At 68.9% G+C, this 24,006-nt stretch carries 28 protein-coding genes and 1 tRNA gene; 13 read left to right on the forward strand and 16 right to left on the reverse strand.

The features are described from left to right. Nucleotides 1-4 precede the first annotated feature (4 nt). Nucleotides 5-1,069, reverse strand: coding sequence for a LacI family DNA-binding transcriptional regulator (locus tag ABN401_RS13285; protein WP_349685340.1), 1,065 nt, complete (start codon nucleotides 1,067-1,069; stop codon nucleotides 5-7). Nucleotides 1,070-1,275: 206 nt separating this feature from the next. On the opposite strand from ABN401_RS13285, the gene ABN401_RS13290 reads away from it, so the two are divergent. From ABN401_RS13290 to ABN401_RS13300, 3 genes are all read left to right on the forward strand, one after another. Then, the gene (locus ABN401_RS13290; RefSeq protein ID WP_349685341.1) at nucleotides 1,276-2,088 is read left to right on the forward strand and encodes a 2-keto-4-pentenoate hydratase; all 813 of its coding nucleotides are present in this window, start codon (nucleotides 1,276-1,278) and stop codon (nucleotides 2,086-2,088) included. A gap of 185 nt (nucleotides 2,089-2,273) precedes the next feature. Then, nucleotides 2,274-2,828, forward strand: coding sequence for a 3D domain-containing protein (locus ABN401_RS13295; RefSeq protein ID WP_349685342.1), 555 nt, complete (start codon nucleotides 2,274-2,276; stop codon nucleotides 2,826-2,828). 62 nt (nucleotides 2,829-2,890) lie between these two features. Beyond that, entirely contained in the window at nucleotides 2,891-3,586 is a 696-nt protein-coding gene (locus ABN401_RS13300) for a hypothetical protein (protein ID WP_349685343.1), read from the forward strand. On the opposite strand, the gene ABN401_RS13305 is transcribed toward ABN401_RS13300, so the two are convergent. The 3 genes from ABN401_RS13305 to ABN401_RS13315 form a co-directional block, all read right to left on the reverse strand. Further along, entirely contained in the window at nucleotides 3,583-3,903 is a 321-nt protein-coding gene (locus ABN401_RS13305; RefSeq protein ID WP_349685344.1) for an Mpo1-like protein, read from the reverse strand. The genes ABN401_RS13300 and ABN401_RS13305 overlap by 4 nt on opposite strands. A 37-nt stretch (nucleotides 3,904-3,940) precedes the next feature. Next, a complete protein-coding gene (locus ABN401_RS13310) occupies nucleotides 3,941-4,747 on the reverse strand; it encodes an undecaprenyl-diphosphate phosphatase (protein ID WP_349685345.1) in 807 nt (268 codons plus the stop codon). 71 nt (nucleotides 4,748-4,818) lie between these two features. Continuing rightward, nucleotides 4,819-6,015 carry a citrate/2-methylcitrate synthase gene (locus tag ABN401_RS13315; protein ID WP_349685346.1) on the reverse strand — a complete coding sequence of 399 codons (1,197 nt, stop codon included), beginning with the start codon at nucleotides 6,013-6,015 and terminating at the stop codon, nucleotides 4,819-4,821. Nucleotides 6,016-6,141: 126 nt separating this feature from the next. Here ABN401_RS13315 and ABN401_RS13320 point away from each other — a divergent pair, with 126 nt between their 5' ends. The 3 genes from ABN401_RS13320 to queG all read left to right on the forward strand — a co-directional run bounded on the left by ABN401_RS13320 (nucleotide 6,142) and on the right by queG (nucleotide 9,108). Then, nucleotides 6,142-7,080 carry a cation diffusion facilitator family transporter gene (locus ABN401_RS13320; protein ID WP_349685347.1) on the forward strand — a complete coding sequence of 313 codons (939 nt, stop codon included), beginning with the start codon at nucleotides 6,142-6,144 and terminating at the stop codon, nucleotides 7,078-7,080. Between the two features lie 37 nt (nucleotides 7,081-7,117). Continuing rightward, nucleotides 7,118-7,798, forward strand: coding sequence for an FtsZ-binding protein FzlA (gene fzlA, locus ABN401_RS13325; RefSeq protein WP_349685348.1), 681 nt, complete (start codon nucleotides 7,118-7,120; stop codon nucleotides 7,796-7,798). A 155-nt stretch (nucleotides 7,799-7,953) separates the two neighbouring features. Continuing rightward, nucleotides 7,954-9,108 (forward strand): tRNA epoxyqueuosine(34) reductase QueG, encoded by a 1,155-nt coding sequence (gene queG, locus ABN401_RS13330; protein ID WP_349685349.1) that lies wholly within the window; start codon nucleotides 7,954-7,956, stop codon nucleotides 9,106-9,108. On the opposite strand, the gene ABN401_RS13335 is transcribed toward queG, so the two are convergent. The 3 genes from ABN401_RS13335 to ABN401_RS13345 form a co-directional block, all read right to left on the reverse strand. Next, nucleotides 9,075-9,464, reverse strand: a complete 390-nt coding sequence (locus tag ABN401_RS13335; RefSeq protein WP_349685350.1) for an endonuclease domain-containing protein — start codon at nucleotides 9,462-9,464, stop codon at nucleotides 9,075-9,077. The genes queG and ABN401_RS13335 overlap by 34 nt on opposite strands. 66 nt (nucleotides 9,465-9,530) lie before the next feature. Continuing rightward, on the reverse strand, nucleotides 9,531-10,055 hold the full coding sequence (bamJ, locus tag ABN401_RS13340) for a BamJ family beta-barrel-assembly machinery protein (RefSeq protein ID WP_349685351.1): 525 nt from the start codon (nucleotides 10,053-10,055) through the stop codon (nucleotides 9,531-9,533). Beyond that, nucleotides 10,036-11,238 carry a threonine ammonia-lyase gene (locus ABN401_RS13345; RefSeq protein WP_349685352.1) on the reverse strand — a complete coding sequence of 401 codons (1,203 nt, stop codon included), beginning with the start codon at nucleotides 11,236-11,238 and terminating at the stop codon, nucleotides 10,036-10,038. Before ABN401_RS13345 ends, bamJ begins: the two co-directional genes overlap by 20 nt. Nucleotides 11,239-11,409: 171 nt before the next feature. Between ABN401_RS13345 and ABN401_RS13350 the strand changes: the two genes are divergently transcribed. From ABN401_RS13350 to ABN401_RS13360, 3 genes are all read left to right on the forward strand, one after another. Next, entirely contained in the window at nucleotides 11,410-11,910 is a 501-nt protein-coding gene (locus ABN401_RS13350; RefSeq protein WP_349685353.1) for a hypothetical protein, read from the forward strand. A 46-nt stretch (nucleotides 11,911-11,956) separates the two neighbouring features. Then, a complete protein-coding gene (locus ABN401_RS13355) occupies nucleotides 11,957-12,481 on the forward strand; it encodes a BA14K family protein (RefSeq protein ID WP_349685354.1) in 525 nt (174 codons plus the stop codon). Between the two features lie 123 nt (nucleotides 12,482-12,604). Next, complete coding sequence (locus tag ABN401_RS13360; RefSeq protein WP_349685355.1) at nucleotides 12,605-12,802, forward strand: hypothetical protein; 198 nt, start codon at nucleotides 12,605-12,607, stop codon at nucleotides 12,800-12,802. On the opposite strand, the gene ABN401_RS13365 is transcribed toward ABN401_RS13360, so the two are convergent. From ABN401_RS13365 to ABN401_RS13400, 8 genes are all read right to left on the reverse strand, one after another. Beyond that, nucleotides 12,799-13,155: a DUF1428 domain-containing protein gene (locus ABN401_RS13365; RefSeq protein WP_349685356.1), complete on the reverse strand. Its 357-nt coding sequence runs from the start codon at nucleotides 13,153-13,155 to the stop codon at nucleotides 12,799-12,801. The genes ABN401_RS13360 and ABN401_RS13365 overlap by 4 nt on opposite strands. 69 nt (nucleotides 13,156-13,224) lie before the next feature. Beyond that, nucleotides 13,225-14,883 carry a TadE/TadG family type IV pilus assembly protein gene (locus ABN401_RS13370; RefSeq protein ID WP_349685357.1) on the reverse strand — a complete coding sequence of 553 codons (1,659 nt, stop codon included), beginning with the start codon at nucleotides 14,881-14,883 and terminating at the stop codon, nucleotides 13,225-13,227. Nucleotides 14,884-15,005: 122 nt separating this feature from the next. Next, nucleotides 15,006-15,713, reverse strand: coding sequence for a monofunctional biosynthetic peptidoglycan transglycosylase (mtgA, locus tag ABN401_RS13375; protein ID WP_349685358.1), 708 nt, complete (start codon nucleotides 15,711-15,713; stop codon nucleotides 15,006-15,008). 53 nt (nucleotides 15,714-15,766) lie between these two features. Next, entirely contained in the window at nucleotides 15,767-16,747 is a 981-nt protein-coding gene (locus ABN401_RS13380) for a WD40 repeat domain-containing protein (protein WP_349685359.1), read from the reverse strand. Next, entirely contained in the window at nucleotides 16,744-17,187 is a 444-nt protein-coding gene (locus ABN401_RS13385; RefSeq protein ID WP_349685360.1) for a DUF1330 domain-containing protein, read from the reverse strand. Before ABN401_RS13385 ends, ABN401_RS13380 begins: the two co-directional genes overlap by 4 nt. Further along, nucleotides 17,184-17,867, reverse strand: a complete 684-nt coding sequence (locus ABN401_RS13390; RefSeq protein WP_349685361.1) for an SDR family NAD(P)-dependent oxidoreductase — start codon at nucleotides 17,865-17,867, stop codon at nucleotides 17,184-17,186. Before ABN401_RS13390 ends, ABN401_RS13385 begins: the two co-directional genes overlap by 4 nt. Before the next feature lie 11 nt (nucleotides 17,868-17,878). Then, a complete protein-coding gene (locus tag ABN401_RS13395; protein WP_349685362.1) occupies nucleotides 17,879-19,015 on the reverse strand; it encodes a CobW family GTP-binding protein in 1,137 nt (378 codons plus the stop codon). 109 nt (nucleotides 19,016-19,124) lie between these two features. Beyond that, nucleotides 19,125-19,211: transfer RNA gene (locus ABN401_RS13400), tRNA-Leu, on the reverse strand. 178 nt (nucleotides 19,212-19,389) lie between these two features. On the opposite strand from ABN401_RS13400, the gene ABN401_RS13405 reads away from it, so the two are divergent. After that, nucleotides 19,390-20,379 carry a complex I NDUFA9 subunit family protein gene (locus tag ABN401_RS13405; RefSeq protein ID WP_349685363.1) on the forward strand — a complete coding sequence of 330 codons (990 nt, stop codon included), beginning with the start codon at nucleotides 19,390-19,392 and terminating at the stop codon, nucleotides 20,377-20,379. Nucleotides 20,380-20,646: 267 nt separating this feature from the next. Here ABN401_RS13405 and ABN401_RS13410 read toward each other — a convergent pair whose 3' ends face one another. Further along, complete coding sequence (locus tag ABN401_RS13410; protein ID WP_349685370.1) at nucleotides 20,647-21,558, reverse strand: isopenicillin N synthase family dioxygenase; 912 nt, start codon at nucleotides 21,556-21,558, stop codon at nucleotides 20,647-20,649. Between the two features lie 257 nt (nucleotides 21,559-21,815). Between ABN401_RS13410 and ABN401_RS13415 the strand changes: the two genes are divergently transcribed. From ABN401_RS13415 to ABN401_RS13425, 3 genes are all read left to right on the forward strand, one after another. Continuing rightward, nucleotides 21,816-22,490, forward strand: coding sequence for a YiaD family glycine zipper/OmpA-like lipoprotein (locus tag ABN401_RS13415; RefSeq protein ID WP_349685364.1), 675 nt, complete (start codon nucleotides 21,816-21,818; stop codon nucleotides 22,488-22,490). A 207-nt stretch (nucleotides 22,491-22,697) separates the two neighbouring features. After that, nucleotides 22,698-22,865: a hypothetical protein gene (locus tag ABN401_RS13420; RefSeq protein ID WP_349685365.1), complete on the forward strand. Its 168-nt coding sequence runs from the start codon at nucleotides 22,698-22,700 to the stop codon at nucleotides 22,863-22,865. 25 nt (nucleotides 22,866-22,890) lie between these two features. Continuing rightward, the coding region (locus ABN401_RS13425) for a DegT/DnrJ/EryC1/StrS family aminotransferase (protein WP_349685366.1) at nucleotides 22,891-24,006 on the forward strand (1,116 nt) is incomplete at its 3' end.

Below are 24,006 nucleotides of genomic sequence, written 5' to 3' on the forward strand. Positions count from 1 at the left end.
GCCGTCAGGGCTTCAGCGCCGTCGCTGAATCGCGGACGACCAGCGACGGCCGAACCTCGGGTTGGTCCAGCTTGGCGGGATCCAGCCCCCGCATGGGCGCGAGCAGCTTCTCGGCCGCCATCCGGCCCATGTCCCGGATGGGCAGACGCACCGACGTCAGGTTCGGCCACACGCGCGACGCCATCGGCAGGTCGTCATACCCGACAACCGACAGGTCGCGGGGGATCTCCAGGCCCATGTCGCGCGCGACCTTGAACACGCCCAGCGCCATCTCGTCATTGCCGGTGAAGATGGCGGTCGGGCGCGGGTCGAGCGCCAGCAGGGATTTGGCCGCCTCGACGCCGCTCTCGAACGTATAGGCGCCCTCGACGACCAGCCGCTCGTCCAGCGCCACCCCCCTTTCGGCCAGGGCGTCGCGCAGACCGCCGCCGCGCACCGCGCTGGAGCGGAACAGGGTCGGGCCGGAGATGAAGCCGATCCGTCGGTGTCCCAGATCTGCCAGGTGCCGACCCGCCTCTGCGGCACCCAGGTGGTCGTTGGTCACCAGCATCCGCTCGGGCGCGTCCAGCGAGACCGAGGCGATCCGCACATAGGGGCAATCCAGTTCGCGCAGCACATCGATGACGGCCTCGTCCTCTGAAACCGACGGCGGCAGGATCACGCCGAACAGCTTCTGACGCTCCACGAAGGCGCGAATCTCGGACACCAGGGCCGGGTTGGACCGGTCGCAAGGGTGGACCACCAACTCCAGCCCCGACCCGCGCAGGGCGTCCAGCACGCCCTGCTGCATGTTCACGACATAGTTCGGGCTGGGGTTGTCATAGATCAGCCCGACCAGGAACGAGCGGCGAAACGCCAGCCCGCGCGCCTGGACATCCGGCGTGAAGCCCAGGTCGTCGATGACCGCCGACACCTTGACGCGAGTCTCCTCGCGGACGAACGGCGACTGGTTGATGACACGGGAAACGGTCTTCTTGGAGACTCCGGCGATCCGGGCCACATCGTTGATCGTCGGCCGTTTTCCGGGCTTCAGCCCGGCGCGGGAGGCCGTGGTGTCGTCGTCGGTCAAGCTCGACCTCATCATGCAGGACCTCACAGCCATACAACCGTCGCCGGGCAGGCGCCATGAAAACTCAGCCACCGGCACAGCGGGAATTCTCCCCGTTGACACCGGTTTCCTAACGCTCCAATCATCCTGTGACCGGCGGCAAGACCGGCGGGGACACTGGGAATAGACGGCGTGACGGGCAGACCCACGATTTCGGCGGACGCGGCATGAGCGTGGTCACTGCCTCGCAGACCCGGTCCGACACGGCGGCGATCGCCAGGCGTTTCGTCGAGGCGCGCCTGGCGTGCCGCGCCCTGGCCGACTTTCCCGGTCAACTGCCGCTCGACATGGCCACGGCCTACGCCACTCAGGACGTGGCGATCGACCTTTATCCCGACGAGATCGTCGCCTGGAAGGTCGGCATGGTCCCGCCCGCTCTTCACGAACAGCTCGGGGCCCGCCGCCTGGCCGGTCCGATCTTCCGCCGTAATCTTTGGACCGCCACCGCCGTGCCGACCCCCCTGCCCGCGATCCCCGGCGGGTTCGCGGCGGTCGAGGGCGAGTTCGTGGCCCGGGTGGGCGCGATCGATCCTTCCAAGCAGGACTGGACGCTGGACGAGGCGACCGACGCCATCGCGGCCCTGCACATCGGCGTCGAGCTCGCCGGCAGCCCGCTGAAGTCCATCAATGCCCTGGGGTCCGCCGTCGTCGCCTCCGATTTCGGCAACAATGCGGGCCTGGTGCTGGGGATCGAGATCGAGGACTGGCCTACGCGCCTCGAAGGCATAGAGGTCCAGACCACACTCGACGGCGCTGTCGTCGGCACCGGGACCGCGAACTCGATCCCGGCCGGAATCCTGGAATCGGTCCGTTTCCTGATCGAGCATTGCGCGAGGCGCGGACGGCCGCTCACCGAGGGGGTCCTGATCTCCACTGGGGCGGTCACCGGCGTCCACGAAGCACCGATCGGAGCCCGCTCCACTTGCGCCTTCTCTGGCGTCGGCGAAATCCACTGCACCGTGGTCGCTGACGACCGCTGACCGCCGACCCCAATTCTGACGCCAACGCGCCTTCCGGCAAAGATCCAAGGCTGTCAGAGACTTGGCGGCGCGGTTCGCTCGTCGTCGCGGCCGAAGCCCTGCGACGCCTCATTCTCGCCACCCGGCGCGGCGACACCGCGACCGCCGGTACGAACTGGAGCCGGTGCCTTCCCTGAGTTCGATCTGTGTTCAGCACCGTCGCGGCGTTCGCCATGCTTTGGGCTGCGGCCTTCCCGGCCGGAGATCCGATCTCCTACGAGGCGGCCGTCGCGGCCGATCCGGTCGTGATGGAAAGCACCGAAACGCCTGATGGTTCCACGGACGCGCTGGCGGAACTGACCGCCGAACAGGCCGAGCTGATGGCCCGCGACCCCGACTGGAGCGCCCACGCCAGTCTGTATCACGCGGGCGGAGGCGGCGCGACGGGCAACGATTCGCTGGGATGCCGCCCCATCGCCATGCGCACCATCGCCACCGATCCACGGGTCATCCCCCGCCGCACGCGCGTCTTCATCCGCGAGACGGTCGGCATCCGCCTGCCGGACGGAACGGTGCACGACGGTTACTGGTATGCGTCGGATACGGGCGGTGCCATTCGCGGCCAAAGGGTCGATCTTTACACCGGCCACGGCCGCCGTTCGATGGATCCCGTGATGCGCTTCAACCAGCGCCGGCTGACCATCACCGAGGCCGGTCGCTTCGACGGCTGTCCCCCGGCCTGGGAAACCGCGTCGAACTAACACCGGTCTTCTAGGCGAAGCGCGCATGGTCTAGGTTGGGTCTTCCCAGACGGAGCCACGCCATGCGTCGCCTGACCTTCGCTTGCGTCCTGATGATCCTGACGGTCGCCGTCGCCGCGCCTTTCGTCGCCTCAGCCCAGGACGAAGCCGTGCCGATGCGCGACCGCACCGAGCGGATCGGTCTTGCGGGTCGGCGCGGTCCCAGCCTGTTCCGCCCCGGCTTCGCGGTCGGCGAATACACGGGTTGGGCATCGCTGCGAGACAACGAGGTCCGCCTGCCGTGGCAGTCGCGCGACTTCACCTCGGCCGAGCTGTCCATCATGACGCCGGCCGGCGAGGTCACGGCCAGCTGCGGCGGGGGCCAGGGGCACCGCAACATCCTGGGCATCACCTTCGACCGTGATCCTATCAGCTATGACTGTGATTACGCCGGCGCTGCCCCGGCCGACGCAGCGATGGGACTGGCTCTGGCGCGGGGGTCAATCCTACGCCGGCTTCAGCAGCCGCAGCGGGCCGGCTTCCTGACCTGGAACGACGTCGAATACCGTACCGAGACGCGCCGCATCGGCGGCCTTCCATTCGGCGGCGGCGCGGTCATGGGCTATGTCATCAGCCGGGACGGCGTCGAGGTCGGCGGCGTCGACCTGAACGGCATGCGTCCGACCTTCTACCTACCGCCTGAGGGGTCGCCGGACCGGGACGCGGTCGCTGTCCTTGCCCTCAGCCTCTGGGCTTTCCGCGACCCCGCTAACCGTTAGAACTTCCGCTGGCCGCTGACGGTCTCGAAGAACATCCGCCAGTCGCCCATCAGGCTCCACAGCGGGTATTTGAAGGTCGCCGGCCGGTTCTTCTCGAAGAAGAAGTGCCCCACCCAGGCGAAGCCGTAGCCGACCAGAGGCATGGCGACGAACCACCAGGCGTTGACGAACAACCCCAGCATCGCGGCCACGATCACCAGCGCGGACCCCACGACGTGGATGCGCCGGCACGTCCGGTTGGAATGCTCGTGGATATAGTACGGATAGAAGGCCTGGAACGACTTGAAGCGTTCACCGTCTGCGGGCTGGCTGGTCATGGTCGAACGATGACCCCAAAGCCGGCCGCCTGACAAGTCAGGCTCCCACGCCCGCCCAGATAAGCACCAGTCCCAGCGTCCCGACCGCGATCCGCCACCAGGCGAAGGGGGCGAACCCGTGCTTGCTTACGAAATCCAGCAGGAACCGCACCACGAACAGCGCCGTCACGAAGGCCGTGACGAACCCCACGGCGATCAGGCCGGCGTCGGTGAAATCCAGATCGTTGCGGCTCTGGAACAGGTCATAGGCCACCGCCCCGCCCATGGTCGGAAGGGCGAGGAAGAAGGTGAACTCCGCCGCCGACCGCTTGTCGGTGCCCAGCAGCAAACCGCCCGCGACCGTCGCTCCCGACCGCGACACGCCGGGCAGCAGGGCCAGGCACTGAAACAGGCCGATCAGACCGTAGACCCGCAGCGGATAGGTGTTCACATCGAGATAGCGGGGAACGCGCTTCATGCGGTCCACCAGCAGCAACAGAACCCCGCCGACGATCAAGGCGCCGCAGATGATCACCGGGGTCTCGAAGAAGATTTCCTTGATGATGTCGTACATGAACACCCCCGCGACGGCCGCCGGCAGGAAAGCGATCAGGACGCCGATGATGAAATGCCGGGCCTGGGCGTCGTGCGGCCAGCGCGTGGCCAGAGCCCAGAGGCGCCGGAAATAGACGCTGACGATGGCCAGGATCGCGCCGAGCTGGATCACGATCTCGAAGGTCTTGCCCTCGCTCTCAAAGCCCATGAAGTGGCCGAGCAAGAGCAGATGTCCGGTGGACGAGACGGGAATGAACTCCGTCAGCCCCTCGACGATGCCCAGGATGATCGCCGCGAGCCAGTCCGACATGAGTTTCCTTGTCCCCCGGTCGGGCCATCCCCGGACGGGCCGCCACCTGATCCGCGATCAGGCGCCCGGTTTCAAGTCTCGATATGCGAGGTGCGAGGGCCGGTGTAGCGCAGTCGCGCCCGGATCGGCGATCCTCCGACGATCTGGTCCAGCGCGTGGGCCATCAACCCGACCAGCCGCCCCGCCAGAAGAACATCCAGCGCGCCATCCCGGGGCAGATCGAGCCGCCGCGCCATGATGGCCAGGGCGCCCGAGAAGGCGATCCTCTGGCCAGACGCCGCCTCGCCCTCGCGCACGATCGCCGTCAGGTCGGCAGGCAGGTCGGCCAGCGCCAGCAGGGCCTCGGCCCGGGGATCGCCGTGTGGGAAGCTGTCGCTGCCGAACCCCGGCAGGCAGGATTCCGACATCATGCGCCGCTGCGCCGCGCCTGCCGGGTCGCGCCGCGCCTCGATGACATAGGCGATCGACCGTTTCACCGTCCGGACCATCGCCGACCCATGCAGCGCCGACAGGCCCGCCATGGTCGCCGCTGCCGGTGACGCCCCTCCGGACGCCGCCGCCCGGGTCGCCAGCACCGACGGATTCATGTCGTGCTCTGCGCCCAGGACCAAGGCACGACGCAGATGCACGCTGTCGCGTTCCAGCATCTTGAAGCCCCGCGCCAACCGCTGGTGGAAGAAGAGCCGGGGACCCGGCCCGGCGATGGCATCGATGACCTCGTTCAGGGTCGAGGCCGCTTCCTGACGCAGGGTCCCCGCGTCGCGACCGACGGAGGGCGCATCCTCTTCGGCCCGGCGCGACAGGGCGGCGAACAGGCGGGCACGGTGCGACGCGCCTCCGGCCGTGTCGACCCGGACGCCCAGTCCCGCGAAGGGGTTGGTGGCCTCGCAACACCATAGAAGTCGCGCGGTCTCCTCCAGGGTCGCGCCCTGCGCCCATTCTGCGGCGTCGCGCCCACGATAATAGATGCGGCCGTCCGCGACATGACTGACGGAGCAATCGATGCGGGCCTCGCCCTTCACTTCGGGCTCGAAGGGCACGACCGCGCCGGCGGGCTCCGGCGTCGCGCCGCCCTTCAGACGGACCACGTCGGCGACGGCATACAGACTGCGGCGAGGATGCTCCGGATCGGGCCGCGCAGCGATCCGCCCCCGGCTGACATAGGCATAGAGGGTCTGGGTCTTCACGCCGAGCAGGGACAAGGCCTCACCGCGTGGCACCCACCGGTCCACGGCATCACTGCCCGCCTTGTCCAACCCTGCCGTCATCGTCGCTCCGGCTTTCATCACCATCTGTTTAGGATGTTGAGGCCCTTTCGTGGCGGAAACGCTAACGCCGGTCCGCGACTTCGCGACCATTGGCAACCCACGGGCGATCCGCCAGAACATGCGGCGATGACCGACCCTGCCACGCCCACCCCCTCCGCCGCCTCCAGAACCCTGGACGCGCGCCAGGTCACGACCCTGTCGGTCGCGGTGGCGGTGGTGCTGATCGCGCTGAAGGCCTTCGCCCTGGGCGCGTCCGGATCCGTATCGATCCTGGCGTCCCTGACCGACTCCGTGCTCGATCTGGCCGCCTCGCTCACCACCTTCTATGCCGTGCGGTGGGCGGCCCGGCCGGGAGATCACACCCACCGATACGGGCACGGCAAGGGAGAGGCCATGGCGGCCCTGGTGCAGGCCGGCCTGATCTTCGCCTCGGCGATCTTCATCGGCTGGGAGGCTCTGGCCCGGATGTTCGACCCGCGTCCCGTCACCGGCGGGTCATGGGCGATCGGCGTGGTGGTGATCTCCATGGTCCTGACCGCCGGCCTCGTCTGGACCCAGACCCGGTCGCTGAAGGCCAGCGGCTCCATGGCCGTTCAGGCGGACCGCGCCCATTACGCGGCAGACCTGGCGGCCGGCGCGGTCGTTCTGATCGGTGTGGTTTCAGGGGCCTTTCTCGAGGCGCCCGGGCTGGACGCCGCAGCAGGTCTGGTCGTGGCTGTCTGGCTGTTCTGGGGGGCGCTGAGTCTGCTGAAAGGCGCCGCCGATCAACTGCTGGACCGGGAGACATCTGACGCCGACCGCGCCGCCCTGACCACGGCCGTGCTCGCCGACCCCCGCGTGGGCGGCGTGCATCAGCTGAGAACGCGGATGTCGGGCACCCGGCTGGTCGCCCAGATGCACATCGATCTGGACCGGGCCCTGACGTTCGAGGCCGCCCATGACATCGTGGTCGATGCGGAACAGCGCGTGCTGGCCGCCTTCCCGGACGCCGACGTGCTGATCCACGCCGACCCGCGTGGGCCGTGGAGTCCGGCCGTCCCCGCCACGCCGTCGCCATCACCGTAAACGCGGATTTAACGGCCGCTGCGGCAGGACCGGCCGTATGTCCGCGAGCGTCCTGTTCCATTTTCCCTTCGATCCGGGCTCGCGCGCGGCGCGCCTGGCGCTCGGCGAGGCGCGGATAGACTGGACCGAGGTCCTGGTGCGGCCCTGGGAGCCGGACTGCCCCGTCGGCGACCTGAACCCCTCGGGCATGCCGCCGGTTCTGCAGGTCGCGGGTCCGCCTGCCCTGACCCTGTGCGAGGTCCAGGCCATACTGGGCTGGATCGAGGACGGCCAGAAAGCGCCTCTTCTGATGCCGACCGATCCCGGCGAGCGCGCCGAGGTCCGGCGTCTGACCGCTTGGTTCGAGCGCCGCTTCACCGACGAGGTCAACGCCGTCCTGCTGCACGAGCGGATGGAGAAGCCCCTGCTGCGCCTCGGCCCGCCGGAAGCCCGGATGCTGCGCGAGGGCCGCGAGGCGCTGAAACACCATCTGGCGGTTTTCGACGGCCTGCTGTCCGGGCGTGACTGGCTGGCCGGGCGGCGGCTCAGCCAGGCTGACATCCTGGCGGCGGCCCACCTGTCGACGCTGGACTATTTCGGCGAGATCGCCTGGGCGTCGTGGCCGGGGCTGAAGACCTGGTACATGACGATCAAGTCACGGCCGTGCTTCCGCCCCCTGCTGGCCGACCGGTTCCAGGGCCTGGCTCCCGCGGCCTGCTATGCGGATCTGGACTTCTAGTGATCTTCTCCCTCCCCCTCGGGGGAGGGTGGTCGGAGTGAAACAGAGACCGGGTGGGGGCGGCCAGCAAGCCCGCGTCCGGACAACGACCGCTCCCACCCCGTCGCTGCGCGACGACCCTCCCCGTGACGGGGAGGGAGGGCTATAGCCCTGCCATGTCCGACCCTCGCGACATTCTGCGCGCCAAGGCAGCCGACCTGGGCTTCGACGTCTGCCGCTTCGCCTCGGCCTCAGAGCCCTGGACCGCGGGCGAGCGGCTGGCGCATTTCGTCGAGGCCGGCCGGCACGGCGACATGGGCTGGATGGAGACGACACTGGAGCGCCGCGCCCACCCGACCGCCATGTGGCAGGGCGCGCGCACGGCCATGGTGTTGGGCATGAACTACGGTTCCGGGCGCGACCCCCTGCCTGAAATGGAGGATCGCTCGGCGGCCTACATCTCGGTCTACGCGCGCGGCGATGACTATCACGAGGTCATCAAGGGCCGGCTGAAGACCCTGGCCGGACAGGTCGCGGCGCGGCTGGGGGCCGCCCATCTGCCCAGTGAGGTCAAGGTGTTCGTGGACACCGCCCCCCTGATGGAAAAGCCCCTGGCCCAGCGGGCGGGCCTGGGCTGGCAGGGCAAGCACACCAATCTGCTGAGCCGAGAACACGGCAACTGGCTGTTCCTGGGCGTCATCCTGACCGCCGCCGAGATCGAGGCCGACGCCCCGGAGGCCGAGCACTGCGGCTCCTGCACCGCCTGCCTGACGGCCTGCCCGACAAACGCCTTCCCGGCCCCGTTCCAGCTGGATGCCCGGCGCTGCCTGTCCTACCTGACCATCGAGCACGCCGGGCCCTGGCCGGTGGAGTTCCGCGCGGCGGCTGGCTCACGCATATACGGCTGCGACGACTGTCTGGCGGTCTGTCCCTGGAACAAGTTCGCCGAGACCGCGCGCGAGGCCCGGCTGACGGCGCGCGAAGCGTTGGTGTCGCCCCGGCTTGCCGATCTGGCGGCGCTGGACGACGCGGCGTTCCGGGCCCTGTTCTCGAAGAGCCCGATCAAGCGGATCGGCCGCGACCGCTTCATGCGGAACGTGCTGTACGCGATCGGCAACAGCGGGGATGCGGCGCTGGTGGACAGCGCGATGAGGCTGCTGAACGACCCCTCGCCGCTGGTGCGCGGCGCGGCGGTCTGGGCCCTGTCGCGATTGCTCGATCCCGACGCGTTCGAGGGAGTGCGTGACCTGCGTCTGGCAGGCGAAGACGACAAGGGCGTTCGTTCAGAATGGCACCATCACTCTCCCTCCCCGGCAGGGGAGGGTGGCTGACGCTCTTGCGTCAGCCGGGTGGGAGCGGCCTCAAGTTCTCGCGCGATCCAGTCGATGACGTCGCCGATCCTATCCCGGACGTCGATCGCCTGTACGCGCAACGTCTTCAAACCAAGCCGGGCGATCGCGGCATCTCTATCGTGGTCCCAGTCTCCACGGCCCGCATGCGACGAGCCGTCCACCTCGACGATGATGCCGCGATCCAGGCAAACGAAATCGAGGAAGTAGCCTCTGAGAGGGTGCTGACGGCGGAAAAGGAACCCCTTCGCTCGCAGAGGACGCAGGGCGACCCACAGACTCGCCTCTGGAGGAGACATGGCTCTGCGCATTGCGCGCGCCTTTGCGATCGTCGCCATGTCCTGGACCGCCCCCACCCGGTCGCTTCGCGACCACCCTCCCCTGAAGGGGAGGGTGAGACAAGGTCACCCCGTCGCCAGACCAACGCCTCGGCCGCCGCCCGGCACCGGGGCGACGTCCAGCAGCTTGATGCGGAACACCAGCACCGAGTTCGGCGGGATGTCCGAGCCCTGCCCGCGTTCGCCGTACCCGAGCTCTGGAGGAACATAGAGCAGCCACTCGTCGCCGACCTTCATGCGCTGCAGCGCCTCGGTCCAGCCCGGGACGACCTGTTCGGCAGTCGTCACATAGGGCTGACCTCGGCTGAACGAACTGTCGAACACCGTGCCGTCGGTCAGGGAGCCCTCATAGTCCACGCGAACCAGGTCGTTGCGGTCCGGCGACGCCGCCCCGGACGGCCCCGACTGCACGACCTTGTATTGCAGCCCGCTCTCGAGGGTCCGCACGCCGTCGGCCTTGGCGTTGGAGTCCATGAAGAAGGTCGCCGCCCGGGCATTGGCCTCGGCATCGACCGCGCTTTCGCCCGCCCCGCCACAGGCGGCCAGGGCCAGGGATCCCGCGACCGCGACGCTAGCCCATCCGAAGCGCATAGCCCTTGTCCTTCAATGCCTGTCCGATCTCGTCGGCGTGGGCGCTATCGCGCGTTTCGACCATGATGTCGAACTCCGCCCCCTTGGCCGGGACATCCAGCGCCAGGCGGTTGTGGACCACGTCGATGATGTTGCCGCCCAGCCCCCCAATGACCGCCGCCATGGCCGACAGCATGCCCGGCCGGTCGTCGCCCAGGATGCGATAAACGATCAACCGCCGCTCGCGCACCATCTCCCGGTTCAGCACCACCGCCAGCATCCGCGCGTCGATGTTTCCACCGCACAGCACCAGCCCGACCTTCAGCCCCTTGAACCGATCCGGCTGAGCCAGCAGGGCGGCCAGCCCCCCGGCGCCCGCGCCCTCGGCCACGGTCTTCTCCAGGGTCGCGAACAGGGCGACGGCCTTCTCGAAATCCTCCTCGGCGCAGACGATCACGTCCTCGACCAGGGGATCAGCCAAGGCGAAGGGGATGTCGCCCACCGCCTTGATCGCGATGCCCTCCGCAATCGTCGCGCCGCCGCATTTGGGGGCCTCGCCCCGCCGCCGGGCACTGAAGGACGGATACATGGCCGCCTCGACGCCGAACACGCGGATGTCCGGCTTCATCGCCTTGGCCGCGATGGCGCAGCCCGCGATCAGTCCGCCGCCGCCGATCGGAACGATCAGGGCATCGAGGTCCGGCGCGTCCTCCAGGAACTCGATGGCGCAGACGCCCTGCCCGGTGACGATGCCCTCGTCGTCGAAGGCCGAGATAAAGACATAGCCCCTCTCGTCCCTCAGCCGGTGCGCCTCGGCGGTCGAGCCGGTGAAGTCCAGGCCCTCGATCACCACTGTCGCCCCGTGGCCGCGCGTGCCGTCGACCTTTGTGAAGGGCGTGCCCTCCGGCATCACGATCGTAACAGGAATGCCCAGCCGGCCCCCATGATAGGCCAGGGCCTGCGCGTGGTTGCCCGCGCTGGCCGCCACCACGCCGCGCCGCCGCTCATCGGGTGTCAGAGAGAGCAGCCGGTTCAGCGCGCCGCGCTCCTTGAAGCTGCCGGTGAAATGCAGGTTGTCGTACTTCACCCAGACCTCGGCCTCGGTCAGCTGCGACAGCCGACGCGAGTGCCGCGCAGGCGTGCGATCCACCTGACCGGCGATCCGCGCCTGGGCCGCCTGGATGTCCGCGAATACGACTGTCATGGGGATCCTGTAAGGGCATCTGGAGGGGTCATCACCGCGACCGGGTCGGCCACCTCATGATCGCCTTGTGGCGCCCGCCATCCGGCGTCGCAACCTTGACCTTATGTCCGCGTTTGGCGTTCTGTGGTTCGCGCGCCGAGCGAAGTCATCCCGTTGCAGTCAGAGAGTATCATGACCGTCTGCATCGCCCTTCCCGCCCTCGCCGTCGTCGCGACCCTGGCCGCCTGCGCGCCCGCGCCCGCTCCCGCCGCCTATGGGCCGCCCGCCGCCTTCTCGGCGTCTGATTTCGCCTGGTCGACGCGGGGCGGCACGGCCGGGATCGATGGCCGCGTCGCCTTCGGCCGCGACGGCCAGAGCTTCGCCTGCACCGGATCGGTCGCCCTGACGCCGGACACCCCCTACACCCGCCAACGCTTCCAGACCCTGTACGGCTCGACCGACAGCGCGGCCGTGCCCGAGGCCGTGGTGCGCGCGCGCACCGTGCCCGATCCCAACTCGGACTACCGCTCCTACGTCCGCTCCACGACCTGCTCGGGCGGGAGCTTCCGCTTCGACGGCCTGCCCGACGGCGGCTGGTTCCTGATCACCCCCGTCAGCGCCGGCGGAGACCGGATCGTGCTGATGCGTTATGTTCGGACCCGTCAAGGCACGACCGCCACCGTCACCCTCTGAGGGTTCATCCGCGCGGGTCCGCCCGCATAAGCCGAGGCGTCCATCCATGAAAGCCGTCGCCGTCGCCCTGCTCATGACCGGTCTGGTCGCCGCCCCCGCCGCTGCCCAGTATCGCGGCGGCTACGATTCTGCGGCCCAGGGGTCGCGCACCTGGTCCAGTCAAGGGGGCGGCTGGGACTACAACGGCCAGGCTGATCGTCCGGGCGACTACCGCTGCGACGCCTATTGGGATCGGGCCCGCGACGACTGCGCCGCCGGCTGGCGCGACCAGCGACCGTTCGTTCGGCACTACGGCTCCGGCCACCGGACGCGCGGCTACAGGCCTTCGGGCGGCCATGCCTACCAGCCCTATAACCAGGGGACCCAGTACTGGGGGGCCTACGGGCGACCGGACCAGGTCTATCCGGGGTCTGGCTATGGCGGTCACGTCGGCTATCCGGGACAGGCGTACCAGGGGGCGGGATATCGCGACGCCAATCGCTCGGCCTGGTGCGCGGCGACCTACCGGTCCTACGATCCCGTCAGCGGCTACTACCGGGCCTATTCGGGTCGCCTGATCTTCTGCGGCTGAGACCAACCCGCGTTCGTCCGATCACGGATTCGCGTCCTATCGTCGTTCGCCATCTTTCCGCCTTGCCCGCCGCGCTTGTCGCCCGGGTCCAGTTCGGACGGGCCAGCCTCGGGGAGCGCGTTCATGTCCCAGCACAACATCGTCGGTTCGGAAGCCTTCAACCGCACGCCCCCGCTGATCATCCGCAAGGTGCGGACCCGCGCCCTGCGTCGCCGTCAGGCCCGGGCGGTCTGGATGTTCGTGGCCGGCGCGGGCGTCACGGCGATCGCCGGCGTCGTGGCCGTGCTGGCGATGGTGGGACCGGGCTTGGCGGGCGGTTAAGCCGCCGACCGTTCAAAGATCGTCTCGAACCCGCCCCACATCATCCGCTTGCCGTCGAACGGCATGTCCATATTGGCCATGTCGGGGTCTTCCATCATGGCGGCCCAGGCGCTGTCGGCGGTCGCCTTGTCCGGCCAGACCAGCCAGGCCAGAACGACCGCCTCGCCCTCCTCCTTCTTGACCGCGCGGTTGAAGTCCGTGGTGTGCCCGTCGGCGATGTCGACGCCCCAGGTCTCCATGTGGTGCAGGCATCCGTGCTTCTGGAAGAACGGCCAGGAGGCTTCGGCCGACTTGATGTAGCGGTCGCGGTCTTGGGTCTTCACGGGGGTCAGGAAGCCGGAGACATAGGTCATGGGTGCGCGCCTCGTTGGATCGATGCCGCAAACTGGACCCGCACCCCGCGCCCGTCCAGCGTCACCGGATCAGCGCGAGATTCGCAGGTTCTCGATCCGCCCGGCGATCCGATCGAACGCCGCGCCGATGCCCGAGGCGCTGTCGACCGGAAAGTAGTGATCCTCGACGGTGGTGGCGCATCGACGAAGCAGGGTCTGGGCCGTCGAATCGACCTGGACGGCGACCGTGTAAACCTCGATCCCGCTGTCCTTCATGTTTCCGCACAGGTCTTCCTGGCCGGCGGTGGGATGGTCGAGACGGTCGTCCATCCGGTCGCGACGGGTGCTGCTGTTGCCCGAGGTGATGCCCAAACGATTCTGCCAGATGTAGCCGAGACCGTTGTAGGGAGAATCATTGGGGCTGGAGGTGTCGCCCAGCACGTTGGCGCCGTCGGTCATGATGATGATGATCTTCTGCAACCGCTCGGCGTTGTAGGGCAGGCCGTCGCCGAAGGGCGCGTTGGGCGACAGCGTGTGCCACCCCCACATGGCCCCGAGCGGCACATTGGTGTTGCCGGTGGCGATCATGTTGTCCACCGCCGCACGCAGCGTGTCGTACTGATCCGTCAGGCGGATGACCGGCTGGAGATTGCAGCCCCTGTTCGGCCCGAAACCGGTGTGGAGACCGCTGGTGCTCACATACTTGTTGACGTTGCGAACGCGGGCGAACCACTCGTCCCGACGCGCCTGATTGCTGGCGAACGGGCTGGAACTGTTCGACCCCGACCGTCTGTCGTCCAGATAGTTGTTGCCCTCGTACTGCCAGTTCCACCAGGTCGAGTGATTGGGATAGTCGTTCCGATCAGGTTCGTCGGGCGCGAAGTAGGGGACGAACATCGACGCCTGGTCTCCGCTGCTCGGAGGGGTATCGCGGATATCGAAGGGCTGGGGACGGGCCTCTATGCAACCACCCCACGTCGTGCCGAGGGTCTGGAACAGGTTGAGGCGACCCCGCCCGGCGCTGAAGATGCCATAGGTGCCCGTCGAGCCGGTATGATTGTCGGCGTTCGATACCCAGTTCGGCGCGTTGTTCGTCCCGCCTTGATGAACGCGGACCGTCTGCGAGAACGGCACCAGCGAAATCTTGATCGCGTCTTCCTCGATCGAGCGACTGTCCGCCGCCTCGAGGCGGTTGATGAGATCGATCGCCGCCGCCTTGGTGGCCTCCAGCTTCGCGCCCGACATCGAGCCGGTGTTGTCGATGACCAGCGCGACCTCGATGCGGTTGTTCGAGCGCAGCACTTCCGAATGAGCGCGCACTGGCAGGCGGTCGTCCAGGATTTCGCCATAGGGCGGCAGGACAATGTTGGCGACCAGGGTCCTGACGCTGACCACGGCGTTGGCGATCACCGCCCCGGTCTCGGTGTCCAGGGTGAAGGTGGTCTGGCCGGCGTCCAGGGTGATGTCCTGGAACGGGGCCAGGTTCGCACGCAGCGACGCCAGGCCCACCTCGGTGATCTCGTCGTCCTCGACGAACTGCGACCGGGCGGCCGCCAGGGTCGCCGCGTCCAGCGCGTCCTGCAGGTTCATCTTGACCGTCGAGGCGCGACTGATGTCGACCCCGCCCAGGGTGATCATGATCAGCAAGGGCAGGACCAGGGCGAAGATCACGGCCACATTGCCGCGTCCGTCCCGGGCGAAACGGCCAGCGATCTGGGTCACGGCCCTGAGATGAGCGACGATGGTCATGGTGGCCCCGGCAGTCCCTGCTCGCGGACCCGCTCGGCCCGCAATCGACCTGCCGTATCAGGACGCGGTTAAGACAAGCCCCAACGCCAAGGGTTAATCCGCCGAAATCGATCGGCGTTCGATCAGGGCAGGACGCAGTCGTCCAACCCTTCATTGCGGACCGTATTCGCAGCCGCCTGGACGCGCGAGGCCCGCCTCCGGACATAGGGACCCGGCGAGGCAGCATCATAGCGACGGGGGCTGGGAAGGATGGCCGCCAGTCTCGCCGCCTCGCGCGCCGACAGATCCGATGCCGACTTGCCGAACCAGTGCTGGGAGGCGGCCTCCGCGCCGTAGACCCCGGGGGCCATCTCGGCGACGTTCAGATAGACCTCGACGATGCGTCGCTTGCCCCAGATCGTCTCGATCAGGACCGTGTATCCCGCCTCCAGCCCCTTTCTGACCCAGTCGCGGCCGGGCCAGAGGAAGACGTTCTTGGCGGTCTGCTGGCTGATGGTCGATCCACCGCGCATGCGCCGCCCCTGCTCGTTGGCCTTAAGGGCGTCCTCGATGGCCTGGAGGTCGAAGCCCCGATGGCTGCAGAAGCGGGCGTCCTCGGCGGCGATGACGGCCGACACCAGCCCGGGCGAGATGTCGTCGAGCGACCGCCAGCGATAGCTCAAACCCTGGCCGCCCAGCGACCGCTGCGCCATCAGCAGCGTCATGGGGGGCGGCACGAGCGCGTGGATCAGCACGCCACCCAGCGGCAGCAGGGCCAGCACCAGCAGGGCGAGCAGGATCGGACGCCCATTGCGGCGCGGCGTCTGCGTGTGGGGGGTGCCCTCCTCCATGCGGTGACGCTAGAGGCCACCGGAGGGCGTGGCAACCAAGCGCCGAACCGCCGTCAGGCGAGGTCGCTGGTCAGGTCCGAGACGCCCGCCCGCCCATCCTCGTCGGCCCAGGCCAGACGCCGCGCGTCGGGGCTGAGCGCCAGGGCGGTGATCGGCGGCCCCTTGTCGGCCTTGACGAAGGTCAGCCCCTGGGTCGCCGGATCGGCCACCCAGACGCGCCCATCCGCAAGGCCCGCGGCCAGCCGGCCATGCGCCGTCCGGGCCGCCACCAGATTGACCAGGGTGGTGTCGTCGAAGCCGATCTCGGACGCCTCGCGCCCCATCGGACCGTTGGCCCCGGTGAAGGGCCACAGCACCGCGCCCTGGGCCCCCGAGGTGGCCAGAAGCTGGCCCCTGGACAGAAAGGCCAGGCTGCGGATCTTGCCCGGATAGCCGCCCATCCGCAGGTTCTTCGCGTCCTTCAGGCGCCAGCCGTGCAGCTGGTTGTCCTGCATCGTGGTGATGACGAAGGCCCCGTCGGGCGAGAAGGCGACCCCGGTGTGCGAACCAGCCCAGGCCAGCTTCGTCGGCTTCTGTTCGGCGATCCGCGCGTACCACAGCCAGGCCCCGCCATAGGTCGAGGTGGCGATGCGGCGGCCCTTGGGATCGAAGGCGACGCCGGACACGGTGCGCTCGTGCGCGAAATCCCGGCGGAAGGCGACATCGGTGGCGTCGATGATCGAAAGGGTCCGGCCGGCGGAGAAGGCGATGAGCTTCGACTCGGCCGAGGCATCGAGGGAGTCGATCCACTGGCCTTTGGCGGTGGCCAGCACGCCCGCCTCGCCCTTGCGGCTCCAGATCACGCGGCCGTCGTCGCCGCCGGTGACGAGGCCTTCGCCCGACGGATGGACGGCCGCGCACAGGATGGCACCGTCATGAACCGCGTCGAAGGTCCCGTCCTCGAACCGGACCGAGCCGTCGCCGAGGGCGAAGGCGGCGCCGGAGGCCTCGAAATGCACCGCCGTGACCTGGGCGTCGAACTGGAAGGACCTCACGCCTCGCCGTCCTCGCCGAAGGCCGCGCCAGGTCCACGCGGCTCGCACCGGATCAGCCGGGAATCGAGCACCGCCGCCTGACGGTGGACGACCGCCTCGCGATACTCCGGATCGCGCAGCATGGCGACGAAGGCGTCGCCGGTCGGATAGGCGGCGATGAAGGCCAGGTCCCAGGTCTCGTCAGCCGGGCCGATGACCGTCAGCTCGGCGCGGCCCAACCAGACCTGCCGCCCACGGGCCCTCTGAAACGGCGCGGCCGCGGCGGCCCCATAGCGGCGATAGGCGTCGGCCCCGCTCAGCCCCGTGGCGTGGTCGGCGTGGTCGGAGGGATAGTCGGCGCGATCCCTGAAGCGCAGCAGGTTGATCATGGCGATCGGGCGGTCGGACGGCAGGTCGCGGAAGGCGGCCATGACCTCGCGCGTGGGGTCGATGTGGCTCACCAGGGCAGCTCCCGGCCGTTCCAGCCGATGAAGCGGTGCTCGTGGGCCCCGGCGTTGGCGGCGAGCTGGTTGGCCATGCCCCGGCAGCTGGTCTCCACGTCGATCGTGCCACCGGGGCCGCCCATGTCGGTGCGGACCCAGCCCGGGTTGACCGACAGGACGGTGACGCCCCGCGCCCGCGCCGACCCGATCCACAGGCTGCGCGCCAGCATGTTCTGCGCCGCCTTGGAGGCCCGATAGATGTCGTAGCCGCCCGAGGTGTTGTCCGCGATCGATGCCATGCCAGTCGACATCAGGGCCAGAACGCCGGTCTGTTCGCGGAGCTTGTCCATCAGCGCCCACGCAAGGCGCGCGGGGCCAAAGGCGTTGGTCCGCATGACCCGGTCGATCTCCTCGACCGAGGCCGAGAGCATGTCCGGCGGCCCCATGATCCCGGCGTTGATGAACAGCAGGTCGAGGGGCTCCGGGACCTCCGACACGAGCCGGTCGATGTCGGCGTCAGACGTCACGTCCGCATGGCGAACGGTCAGCCGCCCAGAGCCCGCAAGCGCCCTCAACGCCGCCTCGCCCGAGGCGTCGCGCACCGTGGCGATGACGGTCCAGCCGCGCGACAGAAATTCCGCGACCAGGCCGAGGCCCAGCCCGCGCGAGGCGCCGACGATCAGAGCGGTCTGGGTCAACTGGTTCTCCTTTACGCCGCGCAGGCCTCGAAGCCCGCCCTCAACGCCGCCTCGTCCAGATCGCGGCCGATGAAGACGGCGCGGCTCCAGCGGCGCTCTGTGGCCCCCCACTCGCGCTGGAGATCGCCCTCCAGGATCATGTGGACGGCCTGGAAGACCAGGCGGCGATCCTCGCCCTGGACGTCGATGATGCCCTTGGCGCGCAGGATGTTCTGGCCTTGCTGACCCAGCAGCTGATCCAGCCACTGGGTGAACCTGACCCCGTTCATGGGCCGGTCGAGCGACAGGGATATGCCCCGGATGTCGTCGGCATGATTGTGCCCTCGCGGCCCCGTTTCAGACGCTGAATCCGCGTGCGAACCGTCTGAATCGTGCGAATGGCCCGCATGGCCGTGCCCGTGATCGGCGTGATCGTGGTCATGATCGTGCGCGTGGCCCTGGGCATGACCACAGTGCTCGTCGTGGACGTGGCCGTCCTCGCCGTGGGCCGGATTCGCGAACTGCGGGTTGATGTCCAGGATGCGCTCCAGATCGAAGCCACCCAGGCCCAGCACCTGATCCAGCGGCACGTTCGCCCGCTCGGCGCGGGTGATGGGGGCGAGCGGGTTCAGCGCGCGCAGCCGCCGCTCCACCGCCGCCAATTCATCCGCCGAGGCCAGGTCGGTCTTGTTCAGGATGATGCGGTCGGCGAAGGCGACCTGCTCGCGCGCCTCCCTGGAATCATCCAGCCGCGCCATGACGTGTTTGGCGTCGACCAGGGCCGTGACGCTGTCCAGCGTCGTCTTGGCCTTGACGTCCTCGTCCACGAAGAAGGTCTGGGCCACCGGGCCGGGATCGGCGAGGCCCGTCGTCTCCACGATGATGGCGTCGAAGGCGGGGGCACCCGGTTTCTGGCGCTTCATCAGGCCGGCGACGACGCGGATCAGGTCGCCGCGCACCGTGCAGCAGACGCAGCCGTTGTTCATCTCGAACACGTCCTCGTCGGCGCCGACGACCAGGTCGTTGTCGATGCCGATCTCGCCGAACTCGTTGACGATGACGGCGTACCGCTTGCCGTGATCCTCGGTGAGGATGCGGTTCAGCAGGGTGGTCTTTCCGGCGCCGAGGTAGCCGGTGAGGACGGTGACGGGAATGCGAGCGTCGGACATGGCCGCCAGATGGGGCGTGGCGGGCCGGAATGAAAGGCCCGGCGACGACCGGAACGCCTCAAAGACGAACGGCGCCGGACCCCTTCGGATCCGACGCCGCTCGAGAAGATGGTGCCCAGAAGAGGACTCGAACCTCCACGGCCTTTCAGCCACTGGCACCTGAAGCCAGCGCGTCTACCAATTCCGCCATCTGGGCCCAGACCGGTGCGCCACAAGGACGTCCCGGACCGGAAGGCGCGGACCTGTAAGGCAGTGCACGGACGGGGTCAACACGGCTCGTGACGCTTTTCCGAGGCCTGCGTCCCCGCCCCGCGTTGCGACCCCGGAAGCCATCGTCTATCCCGACCCTCGAACGCCTTCCCAGGATGCCCCTCATGTCCGAATCCACGCCCGGCCTGGTCACCGTCTTCGGCGGCTCCGGCTTCGTCGGAACCCAGGTGGTGCGCGCCCTGGCCAAGCGCGGCTGGCGGGTGAAGGTGGCCGTGCGCCGCCCCAACCTGGCCCAGGACCTGCGTCTGTCGGGCGACGTCGGCCAGATACAGCCGGTCCGCTGCGACATCACCCGGCCGGCCGACGTCGAGGCCGCCCTGAAGGGATCCGACGCCGCCGTGAACCTGGTCGGCCTGCTGTTCGAGGCTCCGGGCCGCAAGTTCGCCGCCGCCCACGTCCAGGGCGCGCGGACGATCGCCGAGACCTGCGCGGCGAACGGCATCGCGCGCTTCGTCCACATCTCGGCCATCGGGGCGGACGCCGGCTCCGAAGCCGACTATGGCCGGACCAAGGGCGAGGCCGAACGGGCGATCCTGGCGGCCCTGCCGACGGCGACGGTGCTGAGGCCCTCGATCGTGTTCGGGGCCGGGGACGGCTTTCTGAACCGCTTCGCGGCCATGGCGACCACCTCGCCGGCCCTGCCCCTGATCGGCGGCGGCAAGACGAAGTTCCAGCCGGTATTCGTCGGCGACGTGGCCGAGGCGGTCGCGGCGTCTCTGGGCCTGCCGCAGGCCGCCGGACGGACCTATGAACTGGGCGGGCCGGCGGTCTGGTCGTTCAAGGACATCCTGAAGTACATCCTGCGCGAGACCGGCCGCAGCCGGATCCTGGCCCCCCTGCCGGTCTTCGTCGCCGCGACCATGGGGCGGGTCACCGGCCTGACGGCCATGGTCGGCATCCCGCCCGTGCTGACGCGCGATCAGGTGCTGATGCTGAAGACCGACAATGTCGTGTCGCCCGGCTCGCTGGGCCTGAAGGATCTCGGCATCGAGGCGACGGGGCTGGAGGCCATCGCCCCGTCCTATCTGTGGCGCTATCGCCGGGGCGGGCAGTTCGCGGAGAACCCGCGCGATCCGGAGACGTTGCCGGCCTGAGGCGTTGCAGAGGTGAGGTTCATCACGGCGAACACGGCGAATGCACGGCGGACACGGCGGGACCGAGCGCGCAGAGTCAGCGCCGACTGCTCGTCCTTGGGGGCGAATTACTTTTCGGCTTGGCGCTTCGCGCCGTTGCAAACGCCGCTGCGCAGCCGCAGTCCACTACTGAGTATGGCAGGAGCAGCGTCGGTCCGCTCGGTCTCGCTGTGTCCGCTGTGATCTCGCTGTGATCGCCGTGATGAACCGCTCTCAATAACGCGACCCTTAGAGCAGCCGGATTTCCCTCAGACGCTCGGTCAGGAAGTCCTCGGCCATGATGGCCTTGCCCGCATAGCGGTCGGGGTTCTGGGCGGTGACCGTGCCCGGCAGGGTCTGGATCACATAGTCCGGGTTGAAGTGCAGGAAGAAGGGCGTCGAATAGCGGGCGAAGCCGCGCCGCTCCGGCGCCGGATTGACCACCCGGTGGGTCGTCGACGGCAGGACGTGGTTGGTCAGCCGCTGCAGCATGTCGCCGATGTTGACGACCAGGGCGCCCGGCGGCGGGGCGATGTCCAGCCATTCGCCGTCGGCGTCCTTCAGCTGCAGTCCAGCCTCCTCGGCCCCCAGCAGCAAGGTGATGACGTTGATGTCCTCGTGCGCGCCCGCCCGCACGCCCGGCGCATCGGCCGGCACCGGGGGATAGTGCAGCATCCGCAGCACGCTGTTGCCCAGCTGGACCTTGTCCTCGAAGAAGGCGTCGTCGAGCTGAAGATAGCGGGCGATGGCCTTGAGGATGCGGCGACCCAGGGCGTCCAGCGCCTCGAACATGGCATAGACGTCGTCACGGAACCCCGGGATCTCGGTCGGCCACAGGTTGTCGCGCATGTATCTGCGATAAGGATGGCCCTCCGGCAGTTCGCGGCCGGTGTGCCAGAACTCCTTCAGATCCACCGATGCCGCGCCCTTGGCGGCCTCGACGCCGAATGGGGTCAAACCGCGCGCACCGCCCGTACCCGGCTGGTGATAGGCCCGCTTTACGTCCTCGGGCAGGGCGAAGAAGGCCTTGGCGTCGTCGATGGCGCGGCGGATGACATCCTCGTCCAGGCCGTGGTCGGCGACGACGGCGAAGCCGTAACGCTGGAACGAGGCCCCCAGATCGTCGCTGAAACCCTGAAAGTCGGCTGCGTAGCGCGACATGGACACCGGCACGATGCCCCTGGGGGTCTGGCCGTCGGCGGAAAGGGCATCGAGGGTGGCGGTCACGGCTGGGGCCTCATGGAATGGAGCGCGGCGTCACGCGCTGTCGGACGCCGGGAAATGCGCCTTACGCCCTGACAGCGCAAATTGGCAGTCCCGGGGCGGCGGCGCGTTGACGCGACCGCGATTGCCGAAACGGAACCTTGACCGTAAGCCGACGTTGAGGTGCCTGAGGGCTTTTCCCGGAGAGACACACCATGCGCATGAACCTGATCGTCAGCGGCCTCGGCGTCGCCGCCATGCTGGGCGCGACCGCCTGCACAACGACCGACCCCTATTCCTCGGCTCCGCGCCGCAACAACACCGCCACGGGCGCCATCGCCGGCGCGCTGGGCGGGGCCGTTCTCGGCTACCTGACCAACACCTCGGACGGCGAGCAGGGCCGTCGCAACGCCCTGATCGGCGCAGGCATCGGCGCCCTGGGTGGCGCGGCCGTCGGCAGCTACATGGACAATCAGCAGCGCGCGCTGGAGGCCGAACTCTCGGGCACCGGCGTGGGCGTGGCGCGCCAGGGCGACAACCTGATCCTGCGCATGCCCTCGGACGTCACCTTCGCGGTGAACCAGTCCAACATCGAGCCCCGCTTCGAGGCCGTTCTGGCCGACGTGGCCGCCGTGCTGCGCGAGTACGACCGCTCGGTCGTGGACATCAAGGGCCACACCGATTCGTCGGGCGGAGACGCCATCAACCAGCCCCTGTCGGAGCGCCGGGCCCTGTCGGTCGCCGACGCCCTGATCTCGCAAGGCGTGCTGCGCGAGCGGCTGTTCGTCGAAGGCCTGTCCTCGCGCGCGCCCGTGGCCACCAACGCCACCGCCGAGGGCCGCGCCCAGAACCGCCGGGTCGAGATCCTGATCCGTCCGTTCACGGGCTGATCCGTGGACCTTGATCGGCTGAGGAGGAATCGCTTCGCGATTCCGCCGATGCCGTGAATCAAGGTCCAACGGTTTCCCGGGGCCTGATCCGACCGGAAAACCGCTCACACTTTTCCGGATCAGGCCCTGGATCTGACACGCACGGTTCGGTGACTTGCGTCATCGGGCCGTGTGTGATTCCTCTGTCGTCACGGATTCGGGGGCGGCATGGACGATCAGGACGGCTTGGGCACGGGCGGACGCATGGTCCTGGCCGCCACGGTTTCCGCCGTCGTGGTGGCCGCCCTGGTGATCCTGGTCGGCGGGCCGCTGGTGGAGCGGACGATCTCCGTTCCCTCGGCCCAGCCTGTGCCCCTGGTCCTGACAGCGGGTTGATGCGTTCGATTCACCGGGTCTGGTCATGATCGCCCTGTCCGCGCCCGATCTGGGCCCGGTCGATCGCGAGGCGGTTCTGGCGACGCTGGACGACGGCTGGGTCTCGTCGGCCGCGCCAGCGGTGACCGCTTTCGAACAGGCCTTCGCCCGCACGGTGGGACGGGCCCATGCCACGGCCGTCTCGTCGGGTACGGCGGCCCTGCATCTCGCCCTGCACATGCTGGATCTGGGGCCGGGCGACGCGGTCATCGCCCCGACGCTGACCTTTATCGGCGGCGTCGCGCCCATCCTGCACGCCGGCGCGCGCCCGATCTTCGTCGATTGCGGCGCGGCGGACTGGAACCTCGACCCGGCCCTGCTCGAGGAGGCCTTTGCGCGGGCCGGGCGAGAGGGGCTGACGGTACGCGCCATCGTGCCGGCCGACCTCTATGGCCAGTGCTGCGATATCGCAGCCATCCGCGCGGTGGCGGACGAAAAGGGCGTGCCGGTGATCCTGGACTCGGCCGAGGCCGTGGGGGCGACGCTGGATGGACGGCACGCGGGGCACGGAGCCATGGCCGCCGCCTACTCCTTCAACGGCAACAAGATCATCACCACGGGCGGGGGCGGCATGCTGGCCTCGGACGACGCGGCCCTGATCGCCCGGGCGCGCAGCCTGGCCACGGCCGCCCGCGTCCCGGCGGTCCACTATGAGCACGCCGAGGTGGGCTTCAACTACAGGATGACGGGCCTGGCAGCGGCCCTGGGGAGCGCCCAGCTGGCCACGCTGGAGGACAAGGTGGCGCGGCGCCGGGCCATCCATGGCCGCTACAGGGATCGGCTGGACGCGCTGGCGGGCGTGGCCTTCGCGCCCGAGGCGCCCGGGCGGCGGCATTCGCGCTGGCTGACGGTCATGTTGCTGGACCAAACCGCCACGGCGGTTGCGCCCGAGGCCCTGAGACTGGCGCTGGAGGCGGCGGGCATCGAGAGCCGCCCGGTGTGGAAGCCGATGCATCTTCAGCCCGTGTTCCGCGATCACCCCATGATCGGCGGGGCTGTGTCCGAAAGGCTATTCGCCGACGGCCTGTGCCTGCCGTCCGGCAGCGTCCTGACGGACGCCGAGATCGACCGCGTCTGCGAGGTCATCGAGGCGACCCTGGCC

The organism is Brevundimonas aurifodinae, from assembly GCF_040195595.1.
In the GTDB taxonomy this organism is placed as follows: Bacteria; Pseudomonadota; Alphaproteobacteria; order Caulobacterales; family Caulobacteraceae; genus Brevundimonas; species Brevundimonas aurifodinae.